This window comes from Streptomyces sp. NPDC008001 (assembly GCF_042958085.1).
Taxonomy (GTDB): domain Bacteria; phylum Actinomycetota; class Actinomycetes; order Streptomycetales; family Streptomycetaceae; genus Streptomyces.
The window spans coordinates 58,271-76,020 of the sequence record NZ_JBIBIZ010000004.1; the positions used below are offsets into that span (position 1 = coordinate 58,271).

Sequence of the window (17,750 nt, forward strand, 5' to 3'; positions counted from 1 at the left end):
AATCGTGAGGATCTTCGGCAAGGTACGGCACCGGCCTTCCGCCTCGTGGCGGCAGGCCACCGACCGCGCGTTCACTCTCATCGGCGACGGCCGGTACGAGGACGCGGGCGCGCTCCTGACGCGCGCGGCCGACATGGAGCCGTGGCTGTCCGAGTCGTGGTTCAACCTGGCGCTGCTGCACAAGTTCCGCCACGACTGGGAGCAGGCCCGCGCGGCCGGGCTGCGCGCCGTGGCGCTCCTGGACCGCGAGGCCGGCGCCCCGGACTGGTGGAACGTGGGCATCGCGGCCACCGCCCTGCAGGACTGGCCGCTGGCCCGCCGCGCCTGGCAGGCGTACGGCCTGCGCGTGCCCGGCGAGGGCACCCCGGCCGGCGAGCCCGTCGGCATGGAGCTGGGCAGCGCCGCCGTGAGACTCTCGCCCGAGGGCGAGGCGGAGGTCGTCTGGGGCCGCCGGCTCGACCCGGCGCGGATGGAGGTCCTCTCCATCCCGCTGCCCTCCTCGGGGCGCCGCTGGGGCGAGGTCGTGCTGCACGACGGCGTCCCGCACGGGGAGCGCGTCACCGCCGCCGGGCCCTCCTACCCCGTCTTCGACGAGATCGAGCTGTGGGCCCCCTCGCCGGTGCCGACGTGGGTGGTGCTGCTGGAGGCCGCCACCGAGGCCGACCGGGACGCCCTGGAGCGGCTCGCGGCCGACGCGGGCTTCGCCGCCGAGGACTGGTCCTCCTCCGTGCGCCTCCTGTGCCGCACGTGCTCGGAGAGCCGCATGCCCAGCGACGAGGGCGACGGCGAGCACCTCGACCCGCACGACCACAGCGAGCCCGGCCACCCCGGCCCCCTCGGCCACCGCACGGCCGGCTCCGGCTCCCTGTGGGTGCCCGAGCGCGAGTGCGGCATCGCGGCCCCCGCCGGGCTGGTGCGGGGCCTCCTGGACGGCTGGGTGGCGGACAGCCCCGACAGCCGGGAATGGCGCGATCTGGAAGAGGTCTGCTGAGGAACGCCGCGGACCCGGGGCTTCCGGCGCTCCCGGGCGCGTCCGGGACCTTCCGGCGCCCGGGGCCCGGACCCGTACCCTGTACAGGACATCCTTTTGGGTTTTGAGAGAGGCACAACGGCGGACATGTCGCAGCAGTCGCAGCAAGAGACCGACCAGCCGCTGGACGGCGAGTTCATCGTGGACACCGAGGACTGCGAGGCGCGCGAGCTCGCGCACCGCGAGCGCGGCACCTCCCGCCCGATCACCGTCGTCGGCAACCCCGTCCTGCACCGCGAGTGCAAGGACGTCACCTCCTTCGACGACGAGCTCGCCCGGCTGATCGACGACATGTTCGCGAGCCAGCACACCGCGGAGGGCGTCGGCCTCGCCGCCAACCAGATCGGCGTGGACCTGAAGGTCTTCGTCTACGACTGCATGGACGACGAGGGCGTCCGCCACGTGGGCACCGTGTGCAACCCCGTCCTGGAGGACCTGCCGGCCGACCGCCGCATCCTGGACGACTCCAACGAGGGCTGCCTCTCCGTCCCCACCGCCTACGCCTCCCTCGCCCGCCCCGACTACGCGGTCGTCCGCGGCCAGGACGCGAAGGGCAACCCCATCCGCGTCCGGGGCACGGGCTACTTCGCCCGCTGCCTGCAGCACGAGACCGACCACCTCTACGGCCGGCTCTACATCGACCGCCTCTCCAAGCGCGACCGCAAGGACGCCCTGAAGCAGATGGAAGAGGGCACCCCGCGCTACCCGGTCGTCGCGAACGACTGACCGGCCGCCGTCTCCCGCCGCGCCCGTGCGCGCGCTCCGCACCGGAGCGCGCGCACGGGCGTCCGCGTCAGGCCCGGCCCTTCCCCTGCAGCTCGTCGCGGAGGGCCTCCTCGCGGGCGGCGTCCTCGGGGGAGAGGACGTCCGGCGGGAAGTCCGAGGGCTCGAAGATCCGCCGGACCTCGATCTCGCCGTCCCGGAAGGGCACCCGCCGCGCCCAGTCCAGCGCCTCGTCGCGGTCCTCGGCCCGGATCACCCAGAACCCGGCGACCAGGTCCTTCGCCCCGGCGAACGGGCCGTCGGTCACCACGGGCCGCCCGTCCGAGAACGTCACCCGGGCCCCCTCGGCCGAGGCCCACAGCCCGTCGGCCGCGAGCAGCGCCCCGGCCTCGAGCAACCGGTCGTTGTACGCGCTCATCTCGGCGATCATCTCCTTGGTGGGCAGCGCGCCCGCCTCGGACTCCTCGCTCGCCTTGACGATCATCATGAAGCGGGCCATGGCTCGTCTCCCGTCGTTCCGCACCGGACATCCCTCTTCGTCTCTCTTCATCTATGCGATGAACAAGGGACGCCCAGCTCGGCAGAGCGGGTGAAAAACGCGGCCGGCGGCAGCCGGACGGCGGGCCCGGGGCAGGATCAGGGATCGTTGCGGAGCCTCGCCGCCCAGCAGGCCGAGGTGATCACGTCGTCCACCAGCACGGCGTCCGCCACCGGGCAGGCGGGATCCCTCCCGTCCCGTACCGCCGCCGCGAAGTCGGCGATCAGCTCCACGTGCGGGCCGGGGCCGGGGTCCGCGTCGAGCGGGTCCAGGGTCAGGAAGCGGCCCCCGGCGGTGACGTCGAGCCGGTCCCGCCCGGCCCCGCCGGCCCAGGCGAACCGGCACTCCGCCGACGTGCCCGAGTCCCAGCCCAGCGTGACGTGCGCGCGCCGCTCCGCCCCGGCGGCGAACCTGCGGCCGAACCGCGCGCCCACGCGCACCGGCGGCCCCAGCACCGACAGCAGCAGGTCCAGGCGGTGGCTGCCCGCGTCGGCCAGCACGCCGCCGCCCGCCGCGGCCGGGTCGGTCCGCCAGTGCGCGGGGTGGTCCGGCGCCGGGTCGAAGGGAGCGCAGAAGGTGACCTGCACGCGCGCGGGCGCGCCCGCGGCGAGCGCCTCGCGCAGCCGCCCTGCAGCCGGGCCCAGCCTCCGGTGGTACGCGACCCCCGCGCGCAGTCCGGCCCCGGCCGCCTCCGCCGCCAGCGCGCCCCCGCCGCCGAGGGCGCCGGCCAGCGGCGTCTCGACGAGGACGTGGCAGCCGGCCCGCAGCGCGTGGAGCGCGACCGGCACGTGGCCGGCGACGGGCGTCGCCACGTAGACCGCGTCGGCGGCCGTCAGCCGGCCGGGGTCGTCACCGCCCGCGGGCACCCCGTGCTCCGCGGCCGCACGGGCGGCGCGGCCCGCGTCCCGGCCCCAGAGGTAGACCGGCTCCTCGCCGAGGGCGCGCAGGGCGGGCAGCACCCGGCTCCGCACGACGTCGCCGTGGCCGGCGACCGCCCACCTCACGGCCGGACCGCCACCGCGTCGCGGAGCCGGAGCTCACGGCGGCCCACCGGTTCGTATCGGCGCATGGTGATCCCTCCACGGCGAGGTTCACGGAATGATCTCCAACTCACCATAAACGGAAGGGTGTTTCAACAGTTCAGGCGCCATGTCCCGCCCTTGACACCCCTATTGGTACAGTCCAATATCGCGACTGTCCGGGCATCGCACCAGGAGGTACCCAGCCATGCTGTCCCACGGTCGCGGCGAGCAACTCACCCAGCTGTCCCATGCGGTGCTCCAGCCCGGCTTCGAGGGCACCACGGCGCCGGACTGGGTCCGCCGCAGGATCGCGGACGGCGGCCTGGCGTCCGTCGTCCTCTTCGGCCGCAACATCGCCGGCCCGGAGCAGGTCGCCCGCCTCACGGCGCAACTGCGCGCCGAGAACCCCGACGTGATCATCGCGATCGACGAGGAGGCTGGTGACGTCACCCGCCTGGAGGCCTGGACGGGCGCGTCCCGCCCCGGGAACCTGGCGCTCGGCGCGGTCGACGACACCGGCCTGACGGAGTCCGTCGCCCGCGACATCGGCCGCGAGCTCCACGCGGCCGGCGTGTCCCTGAACTACGCGCCCAGCGCCGACGTCAACTCCAACCCGCGCAACCCGACCATCGGCGTGCGCTCGTTCGGCGCCCGTACGGACCTGGTCGCGCGGCACACCGCGGCCTGGGTGCGCGGCCTGCAGTCCGCGGGCGTCGCGGCGTGCGCCAAGCACTTCCCCGGCCACGGCGACACCGCCGTCGACTCCCACCTCGGCCTGCCCCGCGTCACCGCCCCGGCCGAGGAGCTCGCCGCGACCGCCCTGCCGCCCTTCGCCGCGGCGATCGGAGCCGGCGTGCGGGCGGTGATGACCGGCCACCTCCTCGTCCCCGCGCTCGACCCCGGCCTGCCGGCCACCCTGAGCCGCCGCATCCTGGTGGACCTCCTCCGCGGCCGGCTGGGCTTCACCGGCCTGATCGTCACCGACGCCGTCGAGATGAAGGCGGTCGCGGCGCGCTACGGCATCGGCGGCGCGAGCGTCCGGGCCGTGGCGGCCGGGGCCGACGCGGTGTGCGTCGGCGGCGAGCACGCGGACGAGGCCCACACCGCACTCCTCGCGACCGCGCTCGCCACCGCCGTCCGGGACGGCGTCCTGCCGGAGGAGCGGCTGGCCGAAGCGGCCGCCCGGGTGGCGGAGTTCGCCGCCTGGTCCGGGGAGCGCTTCCGGGCGCACGCGGCGGACGGCGCGGCTCCGCCCTCCGGCATCGGGCTCGTCGCCGCCCGCCGCGCCATGCGGGTCACCGGCCGTGCGGACGACTCCCTTCCGCTGCCGGGGGACCCGCACGTCGCCGAGTTCGCCCCCACCTCCACCCTCGCCGTCGACCGGCGGACGCCGTGGGGCGTGGCGGCCCCGCTGCGCGAGCTGCGCCCCGGCGCCACCTCCGTCCGCCTCACGCAGGACGAACTCGCCGCGGACGCGGGCGTCCTGGAGCGCGAGGTGCTCGTCCCCGCCGCCGGCAAGCCGCTCGTCGCCGTGGTGCGCGACGCCGCCCGGCACCCGTGGATGTCGGCCGCCCTCGACCGGGTGCTGGGCGCGCGGCCCGATGCCGTCGTGGTCGAAATGGGCGTCCCCGGTGCGGACTCGCCGGGCGCCGTGCACCTCGCGACGCACGGGGCGACCCGCGTCTCGGGGCAGGCCGCGGCCGAACTCCTCGCCGGTGAGGCCCACTTCTCCGGCTCATGACGTTGTCATACCGATATGCGGACAGGGGGTGACGTCCGGCGGGGCCCTCGCCTATGTTTCCTGCGCATCACGCAGTGATCACAAAGGGGGGAGTCACCATCATGACGGAACCACCGGAGGGCGGCGGCAGGAGGGCGGTCGTGACCGCGCCCCTGGCCGTGGCCGGAGTGTGCCTGGCGATACCTTTCGTCGCGATGCTGTGGGTCGACTCCTACGCCCGGACCGGACCCGCCTTCATCGGCATCCCGTTCTTCTACTGGTACCAGATGTTGTGGGTGCCCGTCTCGACGGCGCTCACGGCGACGGCGTACGTGATCGTGCGGCGCCAGGAGCGCGCCCGCAGGGCGGGTGAGCAGCGGTGAAGGACGGCGTGAACGGCGTGGCACTCGCCGTGTTCATCTTCTTCTTCCTGGCCGTGACGGTCATGGGCTTCATGGCGTCGAAGTGGCGGCGCGCGGAGAGCGCCGAGAACCTCGACGAGTGGGGGCTGGGCGGCCGGTCCTTCGGCACCTGGGTGACGTGGTTCCTGCTCGGCGGCGACCTCTACACCGCGTACACCTTCGTGGCGGTCCCGGCGGCGATCTACGCGGGCGGCGCGGCCGGCTTCTTCGCGGTCCCGTACACGATCCTCTGCTACCCCCTGGTCTTCACGTTCCTGCCCCGCCTGTGGTCGGTCTCCCACAAGCACGGCTACGTGACGTCGTCGGACTTCGTCCGCGGCCGGTTCGGCTCCAAGGGGCTCTCGCTCGCCCTCGCGCTCACGGGCCTCCTCGCGACGATGCCGTACATCGCGCTGCAGCTCGTCGGCATCCAGGCGGTCCTGGACGTGCTGGGCGTGGGCGGCGGCTCGAACTGGTTCATGAAGGACCTGCCGCTGCTGATCGCGTTCGGCGTGCTCGCGGCGTACACGTACTCCGCCGGACTGCGGGCGCCCGCGCTGATCGCCTTCGTCAAGGACGCGCTGATCTACATCGTGATCATCGTGGCGATCATCTACATTCCCATCAAACTGGGCGGTTTCGACCACATCTTCGCCAAGGCGGGCGATGCGTTCGCGGTGAAGAACCCGGAGACCGGCAAGCCGCGCGGCGCGCTGGTGAGCGGGCCGGACGCGCAGTGGTCGTACGCGACGCTCGCGCTCGGCTCCGCGATGGCGCTCTTCCTCTACCCGCACTCGGTGACCGCGGTTCTCTCCAGCAAAGGCCGCAACGTCATCCGCCGCAATACGACGATCCTGCCGCTCTACTCCCTGATGCTGGGTCTGCTGGCGATGCTCGGCTTCATGGCCATCGCCGCCGGGATCAAGGTGAAGAACGGGCAGCTCGCGATCCCGCAGCTGTTCGAGGACATGTTCCCGGACTGGTTCACCGGGGTGGCCTTCGCGGCCATCGGGATCGGTGCCCTGGTGCCGGCGGCGATCATGTCGATCGCCGCCGCGAACCTTTTCACCCGCAACATCTACAAGGACTTCATCAGGCCGGACGCCTCGCCCGAGCACGAGGCGAAGGTCTCCAAGCTCGCCTCGCTGCTGGTGAAGGTCGGCGCGCTCGTCTTCGTCCTCACCATGGACAAGACGGTCGCCATCAACTTCCAGCTGCTCGGTGGCATCTGGATCCTGCAGACGGTCCCGGCGCTCGTGGGCGGGCTCTTCACCCGCTGGTTCCACCGCTGGGCCCTGCTGGCCGGCTGGGCGGCCGGGATGGTCTACGGCACCTGGAAGGCGTACGACACGCCGAGCGCCACGCAAGATCATTTCGGTAACACCAACCTCATCCCGTTCCTCGGGGAAAAGGGGTATATCGGACTGACCGCCTTCGTGCTCAATGTGATCGTCGTCATCGTCCTGACCTTCGTCCTGAAGGCGCTCCGAGTGCCGGACGGCGTGGACGAGACCACGGCGGCGGACTACACCGCGGACGCCGGCGACCCCGGGGTCCAGGAGGAGCTCCCGCCGGCCACGGCAGGGGTCCCCGGCGGGCACTAGAGCGCCTTTGGCGGGGCCTCCCGCCCCGTGAGGCCGACCGGGCCGCCGCGCCCCCTCCAGGGGGGCGCGGCGGCCCTTCGCCGTGCCCCGCCCAAGAGGCCTCCCGCGGCCCCCGGACGCCCCTCGGGAGGCCCCCGGACGGCCGGTGAACCCACCCTCAACACCGGGGCCTGATAACACATTCCGACCCATGCGCTTACCGCGCGACACAACATGTGGGGGCGCGTACGGGGGGCGGCACTAGATGTATGCTCATCCTCGCTGTCGTCGCAGGGGAATCCGGTGGAAATCCGGAACTGTCCCGCAACGGTGCATGTATGCCGTTAAGCCGCGCATGCAGGAGTCCGAGTACCTGCCGGCAGCACGCCCTCCACCGAGCCTGCCCTGGGCTCGGCTATGGGCGTTGAATTCGTCCGGGCCTCGCGGGTTGGGCCGGCGGACGCCTACGCGGCATGCCCTCGTACGCCGGGCATGCCCGTACGCGACCGTCGTGCTCTCCTGCCGGCCCACCAAGCCGAGCGAGGGAGAGCCTCAGTGACCATCGCGCCCGCAGATCCGGTTTCAGGTCCGGTCTCAGCGACTGCGGAAGAAGCCACCGGCGGCCCCGGGACCGCGCTCCTGCGCACCCTGACCGACCTCACCGCCGACCTTCCCGCCACCGACCCGGGCAAGGTCGCCGCCGCCGCGCTGCGGGGCCGGAGCGCCACCTCCGACGAGGCCGAGCTCCGCTCCCTCGCCACCGAGGCCGCCGCCGGTCTGATCGCCGAGGAGCCCGAGTACTCCCGCCTCGCCGCGCGCCTGCTCACCCGCGCGATCGCCGACGAGGCCGCCGGCCAGGGCGCCACGTCCTTCTCGGCCTCGGTCGCCGTCGGTCACCAGGAGGGCCTGATCGCGGACGAGACCGCCGCGTTCGTCGCCACCCACGCCGCCCGCCTCGACGAGCTCGTCGAGAAGGCCCTCGCCGACGGCGCCGACGACCGCTTCGGCTACTTCGGCCTGCGCACCCTGCACAGCCGCTACCTGCTGCGCCACCCGATCCACCGCGACGTCATCGAGACCCCGCAGCACTTCCTGCTGCGCGTGGCCTGCGGCCTCGCCGAGGACCACTCGGAGCGGGCCCTGGAGGACGTCGCCGAGCTCTACCGGCTGACGAGCACCCTCTCGTACCTGCCGTCCTCCCCGACGCTCTTCAACTCCGGCACCCGCCACCCCCAGATGTCGTCCTGCTACCTGCTGGACTCCCCGCTGGACGAGCTGGACTCGATCTACGACCGCTACCACCAGGTGGCGCGGCTGTCGAAGCACGCCGGCGGCATCGGCCTGTCGTACTCGCGCATCCGCTCCCGCGGCTCGCTGATCCGCGGCACCAACGGCCACTCCAACGGCATCGTGCCGTTCCTGCGCACCCTCGACGCCTCCGTCGCCGCCGTGAACCAGGGCGGCCGCCGCAAGGGCGCGGCCTGCGTCTACCTGGAGACGTGGCACGCCGACATCGAGGAGTTCCTGGAGCTCCGCGACAACACCGGTGAGGAGGCCCGCCGCACCCACAACCTCAACATCGCGCACTGGATCCCGGACGAGTTCATGCGCCGCGTCGAGGCGGACGCCGACTGGTCGCTGTTCTCCCCGGCCGACACCCCGGACCTGGTCGACCTCTACGGCGACGAGTTCGACGCCGCCTACCGCGCCTACGAGGCCGCCGGCAAGGCCGTCAAGACCATCCCGGCCCGCGTGCTCTACGCCCGCATGATGCGCACCCTCGCGCAGACCGGCAACGGCTGGATGACGTTCAAGGACGCCGCCAACCGCACCGCCAACCAGACGGCCGAGAAGGGCGCGGTCGTCCACTCCTCGAACCTCTGCACCGAGATCCTCGAGGTCACGGACGACGGCGAGACCGCGGTCTGCAACCTGGGCTCGGTCAACCTGGCCCAGCACCTGGGCGCCGACGGCGAGATGGACTGGGAGAAGCTCGACCGTACGGTCCGTACGGCCGTCACCTTCCTCGACCGCGTCGTGGACATCAACTTCTACCCGACCGAGCAGGCCGGCAGCTCCAACAGCCGCTGGCGCCCGGTGGGCCTCGGCCTGATGGGCCTGCAGGACGTCTTCTTCCGGCTGCGCCTGCCCTTCGACTCGGCCGAGGCGAAGGCCCTGTCCACCAAGATCTCCGAGCGGATCATGCTCGCGGCGTACGAGGCCTCCGCCGACCTCGCCGAGCGCAACGGCCCGCACCCGGCCTGGGCCGCGACCCGCACCGCCCGCGGCGTGCTGCACCCGGACCACTACCCCAACGCCGTCGCCGCCTGGGAGGACCGCTGGGAGGCGCTGCGCGCCCGCATCGCCGAGGTCGGCATGCGCAACTCGCTGCTGCTCGCCATCGCCCCCACCGCGACCATCGCGTCCATCGCGGGCGTGTACGAGTGCATCGAGCCGCAGGTCTCCAACCTCTTCAAGCGCGAGACGCTCTCCGGTGAGTTCCTGCAGGTCAACACCTACCTGGTGGAGGACCTCAAGAAGCTCGGCGTGTGGGACCGCACCACCCGCGACGCCATGACCGAGGCCAACGGCTCGATCCAGGACATGCGCTGGATCCCGCAGGAGGTGCGCGACCTCTACCGCACCGCCTGGGAGATCCCGCAGCGCGCCCTGATCGACATGGCCGCGGCCCGCACCCCGTACCTGGACCAGAGCCAGTCGCTGAACCTCTTCATGGCCTCGCCCACCATCGGCAAGCTCAGCTCGATGTACGCGTACGCCTGGAAGCAGGGCATCAAGACGACGTACTACCTGCGCTCCCGTCCGGCGACCCGGATCGCCCGGTCGGCCAGTGCCGCCGCCACCGTCCCGGTGCAGCAGGCCGCGCCCGACGCGGACGCCATCGCCTGCTCCCTTGAGAACCCCGAGTCCTGCGAGGCCTGCCAGTAATGAGCTCCACCGAGAAGAACCTGCTCGACCCGGGCTTCGAGCTGACCCTGCGTCCGATGCGGTACCCGGACTTCTACGACCGCTACCGCGACGCGATCAAGAACACCTGGACCGTCGAGGAGGTCGACCTCCACTCGGACGTCGCCGACCTCGCCAAGCTCTCCCCGGGTGAGCAGCACATGATCGGCCGCCTCGTCGCGTTCTTCGCGACCGGCGACTCGATCGTGGCGAACAACCTCGTGCTGACGCTGTACAAGCACATCAACTCGCCCGAGGCGCGCCTGTACCTGTCGCGGCAGCTGTTCGAGGAGGCCGTGCACGTCCAGTTCTATCTGACGCTGCTCGACACCTACCTGCCCGACCCGGACGACCGCGCCGCCGCCTTCGACGCGGTGGAGAACATCCCGTCGATCCGCGAGAAGGCGCAGTTCTGCTTCAAGTGGATCAACGAGGTCGAGAAGCTGGAGAGCCTGCAGACGAAGGCCGACCGCCGTCGCTTCCTGCTCAACCTCATCTGCTTCGCCGCGTGCATCGAGGGCCTGTTCTTCTACGGCGCCTTCGCCTACGTGTACTGGTTCCGCAGCCGCGGCCTGCTGCACGGCCTCGCGACCGGCACCAACTGGGTGTTCCGCGACGAGTCCATGCACATGGACTTCGCGTTCTCCGTCGTGGACACCGTCCGCGAGGAGGAGCCGGACCTGTTCGACGACGAGCTCCAGCAGCAGGTCACGGACATGCTGAAGGAGGCCGTCGAGTGCGAGCTGCAGTTCGCCCGCGACCTGTGCGGCGACGGCCTGCCGGGCATGAACACCGACTCCATGCGCGAGTACCTGCAGTGCGTCGCCGACCAGCGCCTGCAGCGCCTGGGCATCGCCCCGGTGTTCGGCTCGGAGAACCCGTTCTCCTTCATGGAGCTGCAGAACGTCCAGGAGCTGACCAACTTCTTCGAGCGCCGCGCGTCCGCGTACCAGGTGGCGGTCGAGGGCACGGTCGCCTTCGACGACGAGTTCTGATCCTCCGGCGGTCCCGCTGACGATCCGGCGGTCCGGCCCGTCCCCTCCGGGGGGCGGGCCGGACGCGTTTCCGGAAGGAGACGTCCCCTACTCCACTACTCCACCGGCCGCTGCAGCCGCGCCACGAACTTGTAGCGGTCCCCCCGGTACACCGACCGCACCCACTCCACCGGCTGTCCCTGCGCGTCCAGCGAGTGGCGGGAGAGCATCAGCATCGGCAGGCCCACGTCCGTGCCCAGGAGCCCCGCCTCGCGCGGGGTGGCCAGCGACGTCTCGATCGTCTCCTCCGCCTCCGCGAGGCGGACGTCGTAGACCTCGGCCAGGGCGGTGTAGAGCGAGGTGTACTTGGTGAGGCTGCGCCGCAGCGCCGGGAACCTCTTCGCCGAGAGGTGGGTCGTCTCGATCGCCATCGGCTCACCGCTGGCCAGCCGCAGCCGCTCGATGCGCAGCACGCGGCCGCCCGCAGCGATCTCCAGCAGCTTGGCGAGCCGGTCGTCGGCCGTGACGTAGCCGATGTCCAGGAGCTGGGAGGCCGGCTCCAGGCCCTGGGCGCGCATGTCCTCCGTGTAGGAGGTCAGTTGCAGCGCCTGGGAGACCTTGGGCTTCGCGACGAAGGTCCCCTTGCCCTGGATGCGCTCCAGCCGGCCCTCCACGACCAGCTCCTGGAGGGCCTGGCGGACGGTCGTGCGGGAGGTGTCGAACTCCGCGGCGAGGGTGCGCTCCGGCGGCACGGGGGTGCCGGGGGGCATGGTTTCGGTCATGTCCAGCAAATGGCGTTTCAGGCGGTAGTACTTGGGAACGCGCGCGGTCCGCGCGCCGCCCGGCGCGCTGCCGCCCTCGGCCGTACCGCCCTCGGTCGCCATGGCCTGCCTTCCCGACTCCGATCCTGCTGCTGTCACCGGCTCCTCCGTCTGTCGCGGTCACATGGTGGCACGGGCAGAGCCCGAGGGGCCCGGAGACGCCCAGGTCGACCTCGAGGTGTCGGTCCGGTAACGGAGCCGACAGCGACTCTTATACACCCTTGACACCCCAAAAGGTCTAGGCCAAGCTGCGGGCACTGGTCTAAACCATTAAAGACCACATTCGGTCCTTGAGGAGAGTGCTGTGAAGCGAGGGCTCATAGCGGCGACGGGTGTCGCGGCCATGCTGGTGAGTGTTGCTGCCTGTGGGTCCAGCGACAGTGACAAGGGATCGGGCGGCGACGCCAAGGACAAGAGCCTGACCGTCTGGTTCATGGACGGCTCCAACGCGCCCGGCTGGACGAAGGCGGTCCAGGCCGAGTTCGAACAGAAGACCGGCGCGAAGCTCAACATCCAGGTCCAGAAGTGGGACGGCATCCAGCAGAAGCTGACCACGGCCCTCTCCGAGTCCAACCCGCCGGACGTCGTCGAGGTCGGCAACACCCAGACCCCCTCCTACGCGCAGACCGGCGGCCTCTCCGAGCTCGGCGACCTGAAGAAGGAGATCGGCGCCGACTGGACCGACTCGCTCAACAAGCCCGCCGTCTTCGAGGGCAAGCAGTACGCCGCGCCCTGGTACGCGGTGAACCGCGTCGTCATCTACAACAAGAAGGTGTGGGCGGACGCGGGCGTCACCGACGTGCCGAAGACCCGCGCCGACTTCTTCAAGGCCCTGGAGGCCATCCAGAAGAAGGGCGAGGCCGAGCCGCTCTACCTGCCCGGCCAGAACTGGTACTTCTTCGACGGCCTGACCATCGGCACCGGTGCTGACCTGGTGAAGAAGGACGGCAAGAAGTGGGTGTCCAACCTCGGCGACCCCAAGGTCGCCAAGGCCATGGACATCTACAAGCAGTACCAGTCCTTCAGCAAGGCCCCCAAGGACAAGGACGAGGCCACCCCGCAGCAGGCCGACGTCTTCGCCAAGGGCAAGACGGGCGCCTTCATCGGCATGGGCTGGGAGGCCGCCACCGCCGTCAAGGCCAACCCGGCCATCGAGAAGGACCTCGGCTACTTCGCCGTCCCCGGTGAGACCGCGGACAAGCCCGAGGGCGTCTTCCTCGGCGGCTCCAACCTCGCCATCCCCGCGGGCAGCAAGAAGCAGGACCTCGCCAAGGAGTTCCTGAAGATCGCACTGTCCGACAAGAACGAGGGCGCGCTGGCCAAGGAGGTCGGCTCGATCCCCAACAAGGAATCCCTGCTGGGCAACCTCAAGGGCAACGCGGCCGCCGAGGCCGCGGCCCCGGCCGCCAAGGGCGGCGGCACCACCCCGCTGATCCCCGAGTGGGCCGCGGTGGAGAACGCCCCGAACCCGGTCAAGGCGTACATGACGGCCGTGCTCAACGGCAAGTCCCCCGACGAGGCCGCCAAGCAGGTCGAGGCGGACATCAACAAGCGCCTCAGCCAGAAGCAGTGACCCGGACGGCCGGGCCGGGGGCGTGAGCCGCGCCCCCGCCCGGCCGCGCACGCACCAACGCACCACCGTTCGACAGGGGAGAAGGCGGACGACGATGTCAGCGCAGATCGAAGAGGTGGCGGCCGCCGGGCCCGCCTCCCGGACCGGCAAGGGCACCGCCCCGCCGCCCCGCCGCGGCCCCCGCCGCCCCGTCCGGGGCGTGCCGTACCTGCTGATCCTCCCCACCGCCGCCGTCACCGTGCTGCTGCTCGGCTGGACCCTGCTGAAGAGCGGCCTGCTGTCGTTCCAGAACCTCGGCCGGCGCCAGCTCATCCAGCACCTCACCGAGTGGACCGGCACGGACAACTACACCGAGCAGCTCGGCAGTTCCGAGTTCTGGGGCGTCACCGCGCGGTCCGTCGTCTTCACCGCCGCCAACGTCTTCCTGATCATGGCGCTGGGCTGCCTCACCGGACTGCTGCTCGCCCGCCTGGGCAAGAAGCTGCGCCTCATGCTCTCCCTCGGCCTGGTGCTGGCCTGGGCGATGCCCGTCGTCGCCGCGACCACCGTCTTCCAGTGGCTGTTCGACCAGCGCTTCGGCGTCGTCAACTACCTCCTGGACCGGCTCGGCTGGCACTCCATGGCCGGCTACAGCTGGACCAGCGGGCAGTTCTCCACCTTCTTCGTGATCACCGTGCTGATCGTCTGGCAGTCGGTCCCCTTCGTGGCGATCAACCTCTACGCGGCGACCACCACGATCCCCAGGGAGCTCTACGAGGCCGCCTCGCTCGACGGCGCCGGCTCCTGGAAGCAGTTCACCTCGGTGACCTTCCCCTTCCTCAAGCCGTTCTTCCTCGCGACGACGTTCCTCGAAGTCATCTGGATCTTCAAGTCGTTCACCCAGGTCTTCGCGATCAACGAGGGCGGCCCCGACCGGCTCACCGAGACCCTGCCGGTCTACGCCTTCCAGGAGGGCGTGGGCAGCCAGCACTTCGGCATGGGCGCGGCGATCTCCATCCTGACCATCGTGATCCTGCTGGCCCTGACGGCGTACTACCTGCGCCTGGTTCTCAAGCAAGAGGAGGACGAGCTGTGAGGCGCTCAACGGCGGGCCGCATCTGGCCGGGGGCGGCGGCCGTCGTCCTCTTCGCCGCCTTCGTGTTCCCCGTCTACTGGATGTTCTCCACGGCCTTCAAGGCCAACAAGGACGTCGTCAGCGAGACACCCGTCTGGTTCCCCTCCAGCCCCACCCTCGACCACTTCCAGAAGGCCGTGGACGCCGACGGCTTCTGGACGCTCGTGGGCAACTCCCTCACCGTCACCCTGGTCGCCGTCGGCCTCTCGCTCGTCATCGCGCTGCTCGCGTCCTTCGCCGTCGCCCGCATGCGCTTCAAGGGCCGCAAGAGCTTCATCCTGGTGATGATGATGGCCCAGATGGCCCCCTGGGAGGTCATGGCCCTCGCGTACTACATCATCGTGCGCGACGCGGACATGCTGAACAGCCTCGTCCCCCTCGTCGCCATCTACACCGTCATGGTGCTGCCCTTCACCGTCCTCACGCTGCGGGGCTACGTCGCCGCCGTGCCGAAGGAGCTGGAGGAGTCCGCGATGGTCGACGGGTGCACCCGCACCCAGGCGTTCATCAAGGTGATCTTCCCGCTGCTGGCCCCCGGCCTGATGGCCACCTCGCTCTTCGGCTTCATCACCGTCTGGAACGAGTTCCCCTACGTCCTGATCCTCAACAAGCAGGCCGGCCAGACCCTCCCGGTCTGGCTCACCGGCTTCCGCACCACCTTCGGCGACGACTGGGGCGCCACCATGGCCGCCTCCTCCCTCTTCGCCGTGCCCGTCCTGATCCTCTTCGTCATCCTCCAGCGCAAGGCAGTCGGCGGCCTCACCTCCGGCGCAGTGAAGGGTTAGCGCTACTCCCATGGACACGCTCACGGGCAACGCCCTCGCCGTCCTGCAGCCCGGCTTCACCGGCACCACCGCCCCCGGCTGGCTGCTGCGCCGGCTCGGCGAAGGGCTCGCCTCCGTCGGCCTCTTCGGCCGCAACATCGCCTCACCGGAGCAGCTCGCGGCGCTCACCGCCCGGCTGCGCGCCGAGCGCGGCGACGTCCTCGTCGCGATCGACGAGGAGGGCGGCGACGTCACCCGGCTGGAGGTGCGCACCGGCTCCTCCTTCCCCGGCAACCTCGCCCTCGGCGCCGTCGACGACACCGGCCTCACCCGGGCAGTCGCCCGCGAACTCGGCCGGCGGCTCGCCGAGTGCGGCGTCAACCTCAACTGGGCGCCCTCCGCCGACGTCAACTCCGACCCGGACAACCCCGTCATCGGCGTGCGGTCCTTCGGCGCCGACCCGAAGCTCGTCGCCCGGCACACCGCCGCCTACGTCGAGGGCCTGCAGTCCGCGGGCGTCGCCGCCTGCACCAAGCACTTCCCCGGGCACGGCGACACCGCCGTCGACTCCCACCACGACATGCCGCGCATCGACGCCGGCCTGGACACCCTGCGGACGCGCGAGCTGGTGCCCTTCCGGGCCGCCGTCGCCGCCGGCACCAAGGCCGTCATGAGCGCGCACATCCTGCTGCCCGCCCTCGACCCCCGGCTCCCGGCGACCCTCAGCCCCGCCGCCCTGCACGGGCTGCTGCGCGCCCCCGTCGCCGACGGCGGCCTCGGCTTCGACGGCCTCGTCGTCACCGACGGCATGGAGATGGAGGCCGTCGCCGGCACCTACGGGATCGAGCGGGGCAGCGTGCTGGCCCTCGCCGCGGGCGCCGACGCCATCTGCGTCGGCGGCGGGCTGGCCGACGAGGACACCGTGCTGCGGCTGCGCGACGCGCTGGTCGCCGCCGTACGCGCCGGCGAGCTGCCGGAGGAACGGCTCGCCGACGCCGCGGCACGGGTGCGCGCCCTGGCGCGCTGGACCTCGGGGGAGGGTGCGGCCGGCGCGGCCGAGGAGGGGACCGCGCCCGCCCCCGAGGTGGGGCTGACCGCGGCCCGGCGCGCCCTGCGGGTGACCGCCGCGGCGGGCCGCGAGCCGCTCACCGGGCCCGCCTACGTGGCCGCGTTCACCCCGCTGGCGAACATCGCCGTCGGCGACGAGACCCCCTGGGGCGTCGGCGCGGAACTCGCCCGGCTGCTGCCCGGCACGGAGACCGGCACGTACGGCCGCGACGCGGCCCGCGCCTCCGACGTGCTCGCGGCCGCGGGCGGCCGGCGGATCGTCGCCGTCGTACGGGACGTGCACCGGCACGGGTGGATGGCGGACGCGCTCGACGCCCTGGTCGCCGCCCGGCCGGACACGATCGTGGTGGAAATGGGCCTGAACGCGGCCCCGCCGCGGGGGGCGCTGCACGTGGCGACGCATGGAGCGGCGCGCGTCTGCGGGACCGCTGCGGCGGAGGTCATCGCGGGGGTATAGGCCCGCGGGTGGGTCCGGCACCGCCGGACAGGCCGTGGCGGGTTGCTCGCCGCAGCGGCGGAGGAAAAAGCCCCGGCCCCGCCCTTTCACCGTTTCCTCCTCCGGAGGGGCCGGGGGCCGGGGCCGCCCCTGGCAGGGACTACAGCCCCTGCCAGGCCGGCTTCGCCGCGTACGTCGCGCGGAAGTAGTCCGCCAGCTTCAGCTCGGACGCGGCTGCCTCGTCGACGACGACCGTCGCGTGCGGGTGGAGCTGCAGCGCCGAGGCGGGGACCAGGGCCGAGACCGGGCCCTCGACGGACGCCGCCACGGCCTCCGCCTTGCCCGCGCCGGTGGCCAGCAGCACCAGGTGCCGGGCGTCCAGGATCGTGCCGATGCCCTGGGTGATGACGTGGTGCGGCACCTGGTCGATGTCGCCGCCGAAGAAGCGCGCGTTGTCGACGCGGGTCTGCTCGGTCAGCGTCTTGATGCGCGTGCGGGAAGCGAGCGACGAGCACGGCTCGTTGAAGCCGATGTGCCCGTCGGTGCCGATGCCGAGCAGCTGGAGGTCCACTCCGCCGGCCGCGGCCAGCGCGCTGTCGTAGTCGTCGCAGGCGGCCTGGACGTCCCCGGCGGTGCCGTCGGGGCCCATGAAGGACGCCTCGGACAGGCCGAGGGGCTCGACGACCTCGCGCAGCACCACCGAGCGGTACGACTCGGGGTGGTCGGCGGGCAGGCCGACGTACTCGTCGAGCTGGCAGATGCGGGCCCGCGAGGCGTCCACCGCGCCGGAGCGGACCTTGGTGGTCAGGGCTTCGTAGACGGGCAGCGGCGTCGAGCCCGTGGCCACGCCGAGCAGGGCGTGGGGCTTGCGGCGCAGGAGGGCGGCCATGGCCTCCGCGATGAGTTCGCCGCCTGCCTGGGCGTCCGGGACGATGACAACTTCCACGCTGGGGCCTGCCGATCTTAAAGAGTGGAGCGGATCGTGTGGTATAGACCAATCTAGCAGAGCGGGCACG

At 71.9% G+C, this 17,750-nt stretch carries 15 protein-coding genes and 1 riboswitch; of the genes, 11 read left to right on the top strand and 4 right to left on the bottom strand.

Annotation, left to right across the window (positions count from 1 at the left end; translation table 11 throughout):
• Positions 1 to 4: 4 nt before the first annotated feature.
• Complete coding sequence (locus ACFZCD_RS11850) at positions 5 to 991, top strand: tetratricopeptide repeat protein (RefSeq protein ID WP_391829679.1); 987 nt, start codon at positions 5 to 7, stop codon at positions 989 to 991.
• Positions 992 to 1,117: 126 nt separating this feature from the next.
• A complete protein-coding gene (gene def / locus ACFZCD_RS11855) occupies positions 1,118 to 1,756 on the top strand; it encodes a peptide deformylase (RefSeq protein ID WP_391829680.1) in 639 nt (212 codons plus the stop codon).
• Between the two features lie 67 nt (positions 1,757 to 1,823).
• On the opposite strand, the gene ACFZCD_RS11860 is transcribed toward def, so the two are convergent.
• The gene (locus tag ACFZCD_RS11860; RefSeq protein WP_391829681.1) at positions 1,824 to 2,252 is read right to left on the bottom strand and encodes a YciI family protein; all 429 of its coding nucleotides are present in this window, start codon (positions 2,250 to 2,252) and stop codon (positions 1,824 to 1,826) included.
• 137 nt (positions 2,253 to 2,389) lie between these two features.
• Complete coding sequence (locus tag ACFZCD_RS11865; RefSeq protein ID WP_391829682.1) at positions 2,390 to 3,295, bottom strand: Gfo/Idh/MocA family protein; 906 nt, start codon at positions 3,293 to 3,295, stop codon at positions 2,390 to 2,392.
• A gap of 223 nt (positions 3,296 to 3,518) precedes the next feature.
• On the opposite strand from ACFZCD_RS11865, the gene ACFZCD_RS11870 reads away from it, so the two are divergent.
• From ACFZCD_RS11870 to ACFZCD_RS11890, 5 genes are all read left to right on the top strand, one after another.
• Complete coding sequence (locus ACFZCD_RS11870) at positions 3,519 to 5,054, top strand: glycoside hydrolase family 3 protein (protein WP_391829683.1); 1,536 nt, start codon at positions 3,519 to 3,521, stop codon at positions 5,052 to 5,054.
• A 101-nt stretch (positions 5,055 to 5,155) separates the two neighbouring features.
• The gene (locus ACFZCD_RS11875; protein ID WP_391829684.1) at positions 5,156 to 5,416 is read left to right on the top strand and encodes a DUF3311 domain-containing protein; all 261 of its coding nucleotides are present in this window, start codon (positions 5,156 to 5,158) and stop codon (positions 5,414 to 5,416) included.
• Positions 5,413 to 7,038: a monocarboxylate uptake permease MctP gene (gene mctP / locus ACFZCD_RS11880; RefSeq protein WP_391829685.1), complete on the top strand. Its 1,626-nt coding sequence runs from the start codon at positions 5,413 to 5,415 to the stop codon at positions 7,036 to 7,038. Before ACFZCD_RS11875 ends, mctP begins: the two co-directional genes overlap by 4 nt.
• Positions 7,039 to 7,256: 218 nt before the next feature.
• A riboswitch (cobalamin riboswitch) is annotated at positions 7,257 to 7,413 on the top strand.
• A gap of 159 nt (positions 7,414 to 7,572) precedes the next feature.
• A complete protein-coding gene (locus ACFZCD_RS11885; RefSeq protein ID WP_391829686.1) occupies positions 7,573 to 9,966 on the top strand; it encodes a ribonucleoside-diphosphate reductase subunit alpha in 2,394 nt (797 codons plus the stop codon).
• A complete protein-coding gene (locus tag ACFZCD_RS11890) occupies positions 9,966 to 10,979 on the top strand; it encodes a ribonucleotide-diphosphate reductase subunit beta (protein WP_359101606.1) in 1,014 nt (337 codons plus the stop codon). Before ACFZCD_RS11885 ends, ACFZCD_RS11890 begins: the two co-directional genes overlap by 1 nt.
• 95 nt (positions 10,980 to 11,074) lie before the next feature.
• On the opposite strand, the gene ACFZCD_RS11895 is transcribed toward ACFZCD_RS11890, so the two are convergent.
• Positions 11,075 to 11,842, bottom strand: coding sequence for a GntR family transcriptional regulator (locus tag ACFZCD_RS11895; RefSeq protein ID WP_391830348.1), 768 nt, complete (start codon positions 11,840 to 11,842; stop codon positions 11,075 to 11,077).
• A gap of 241 nt (positions 11,843 to 12,083) precedes the next feature.
• Here ACFZCD_RS11895 and ACFZCD_RS11900 point away from each other — a divergent pair, with 241 nt between their 5' ends.
• From ACFZCD_RS11900 to ACFZCD_RS11915, 4 genes are all read left to right on the top strand, one after another.
• A complete protein-coding gene (locus tag ACFZCD_RS11900; RefSeq protein WP_391829687.1) occupies positions 12,084 to 13,352 on the top strand; it encodes an extracellular solute-binding protein in 1,269 nt (422 codons plus the stop codon).
• 94 nt (positions 13,353 to 13,446) lie between these two features.
• On the top strand, positions 13,447 to 14,427 hold the full coding sequence (locus ACFZCD_RS11905; protein WP_391829688.1) for a carbohydrate ABC transporter permease: 981 nt from the start codon (positions 13,447 to 13,449) through the stop codon (positions 14,425 to 14,427).
• On the top strand, positions 14,424 to 15,251 hold the full coding sequence (locus tag ACFZCD_RS11910) for a carbohydrate ABC transporter permease (RefSeq protein WP_391829689.1): 828 nt from the start codon (positions 14,424 to 14,426) through the stop codon (positions 15,249 to 15,251). Before ACFZCD_RS11905 ends, ACFZCD_RS11910 begins: the two co-directional genes overlap by 4 nt.
• Before the next feature lie 10 nt (positions 15,252 to 15,261).
• Positions 15,262 to 16,755: a glycoside hydrolase family 3 protein gene (locus tag ACFZCD_RS11915; protein ID WP_391829690.1), complete on the top strand. Its 1,494-nt coding sequence runs from the start codon at positions 15,262 to 15,264 to the stop codon at positions 16,753 to 16,755.
• Positions 16,756 to 16,894: 139 nt separating this feature from the next.
• Here the strand turns inward: ACFZCD_RS11915 and nagB are convergent, their stop codons facing one another.
• Positions 16,895 to 17,680, bottom strand: coding sequence for a glucosamine-6-phosphate deaminase (gene nagB / locus ACFZCD_RS11920; protein ID WP_391829691.1), 786 nt, complete (start codon positions 17,678 to 17,680; stop codon positions 16,895 to 16,897).
• Positions 17,681 to 17,750: the final 70 nt, after the last annotated feature.

Coding starts and splice junctions, on each gene's coding strand:
- ACFZCD_RS11895 (WP_391830348.1), bottom strand. CDS start 11,842: ATGGCGACCGAGGGCGGTACGGCCGAGGGCGGCAGCGCGCCGGGCGGC.
- ACFZCD_RS11870 (WP_391829683.1), top strand. CDS start 3,519: ATGCTGTCCCACGGTCGCGGCGAGCAACTCACCCAGCTGTCCCATGCG.
- ACFZCD_RS11890 (WP_359101606.1), top strand. CDS start 9,966: ATGAGCTCCACCGAGAAGAACCTGCTCGACCCGGGCTTCGAGCTGACC.
- def (WP_391829680.1), top strand. CDS start 1,118: ATGTCGCAGCAGTCGCAGCAAGAGACCGACCAGCCGCTGGACGGCGAG.
- ACFZCD_RS11860 (WP_391829681.1), bottom strand. CDS start 2,252: ATGGCCCGCTTCATGATGATCGTCAAGGCGAGCGAGGAGTCCGAGGCG.
- ACFZCD_RS11915 (WP_391829690.1), top strand. CDS start 15,262: ATGGACACGCTCACGGGCAACGCCCTCGCCGTCCTGCAGCCCGGCTTC.
- ACFZCD_RS11875 (WP_391829684.1), top strand. CDS start 5,156: ATGACGGAACCACCGGAGGGCGGCGGCAGGAGGGCGGTCGTGACCGCG.
- ACFZCD_RS11905 (WP_391829688.1), top strand. CDS start 13,447: ATGTCAGCGCAGATCGAAGAGGTGGCGGCCGCCGGGCCCGCCTCCCGG.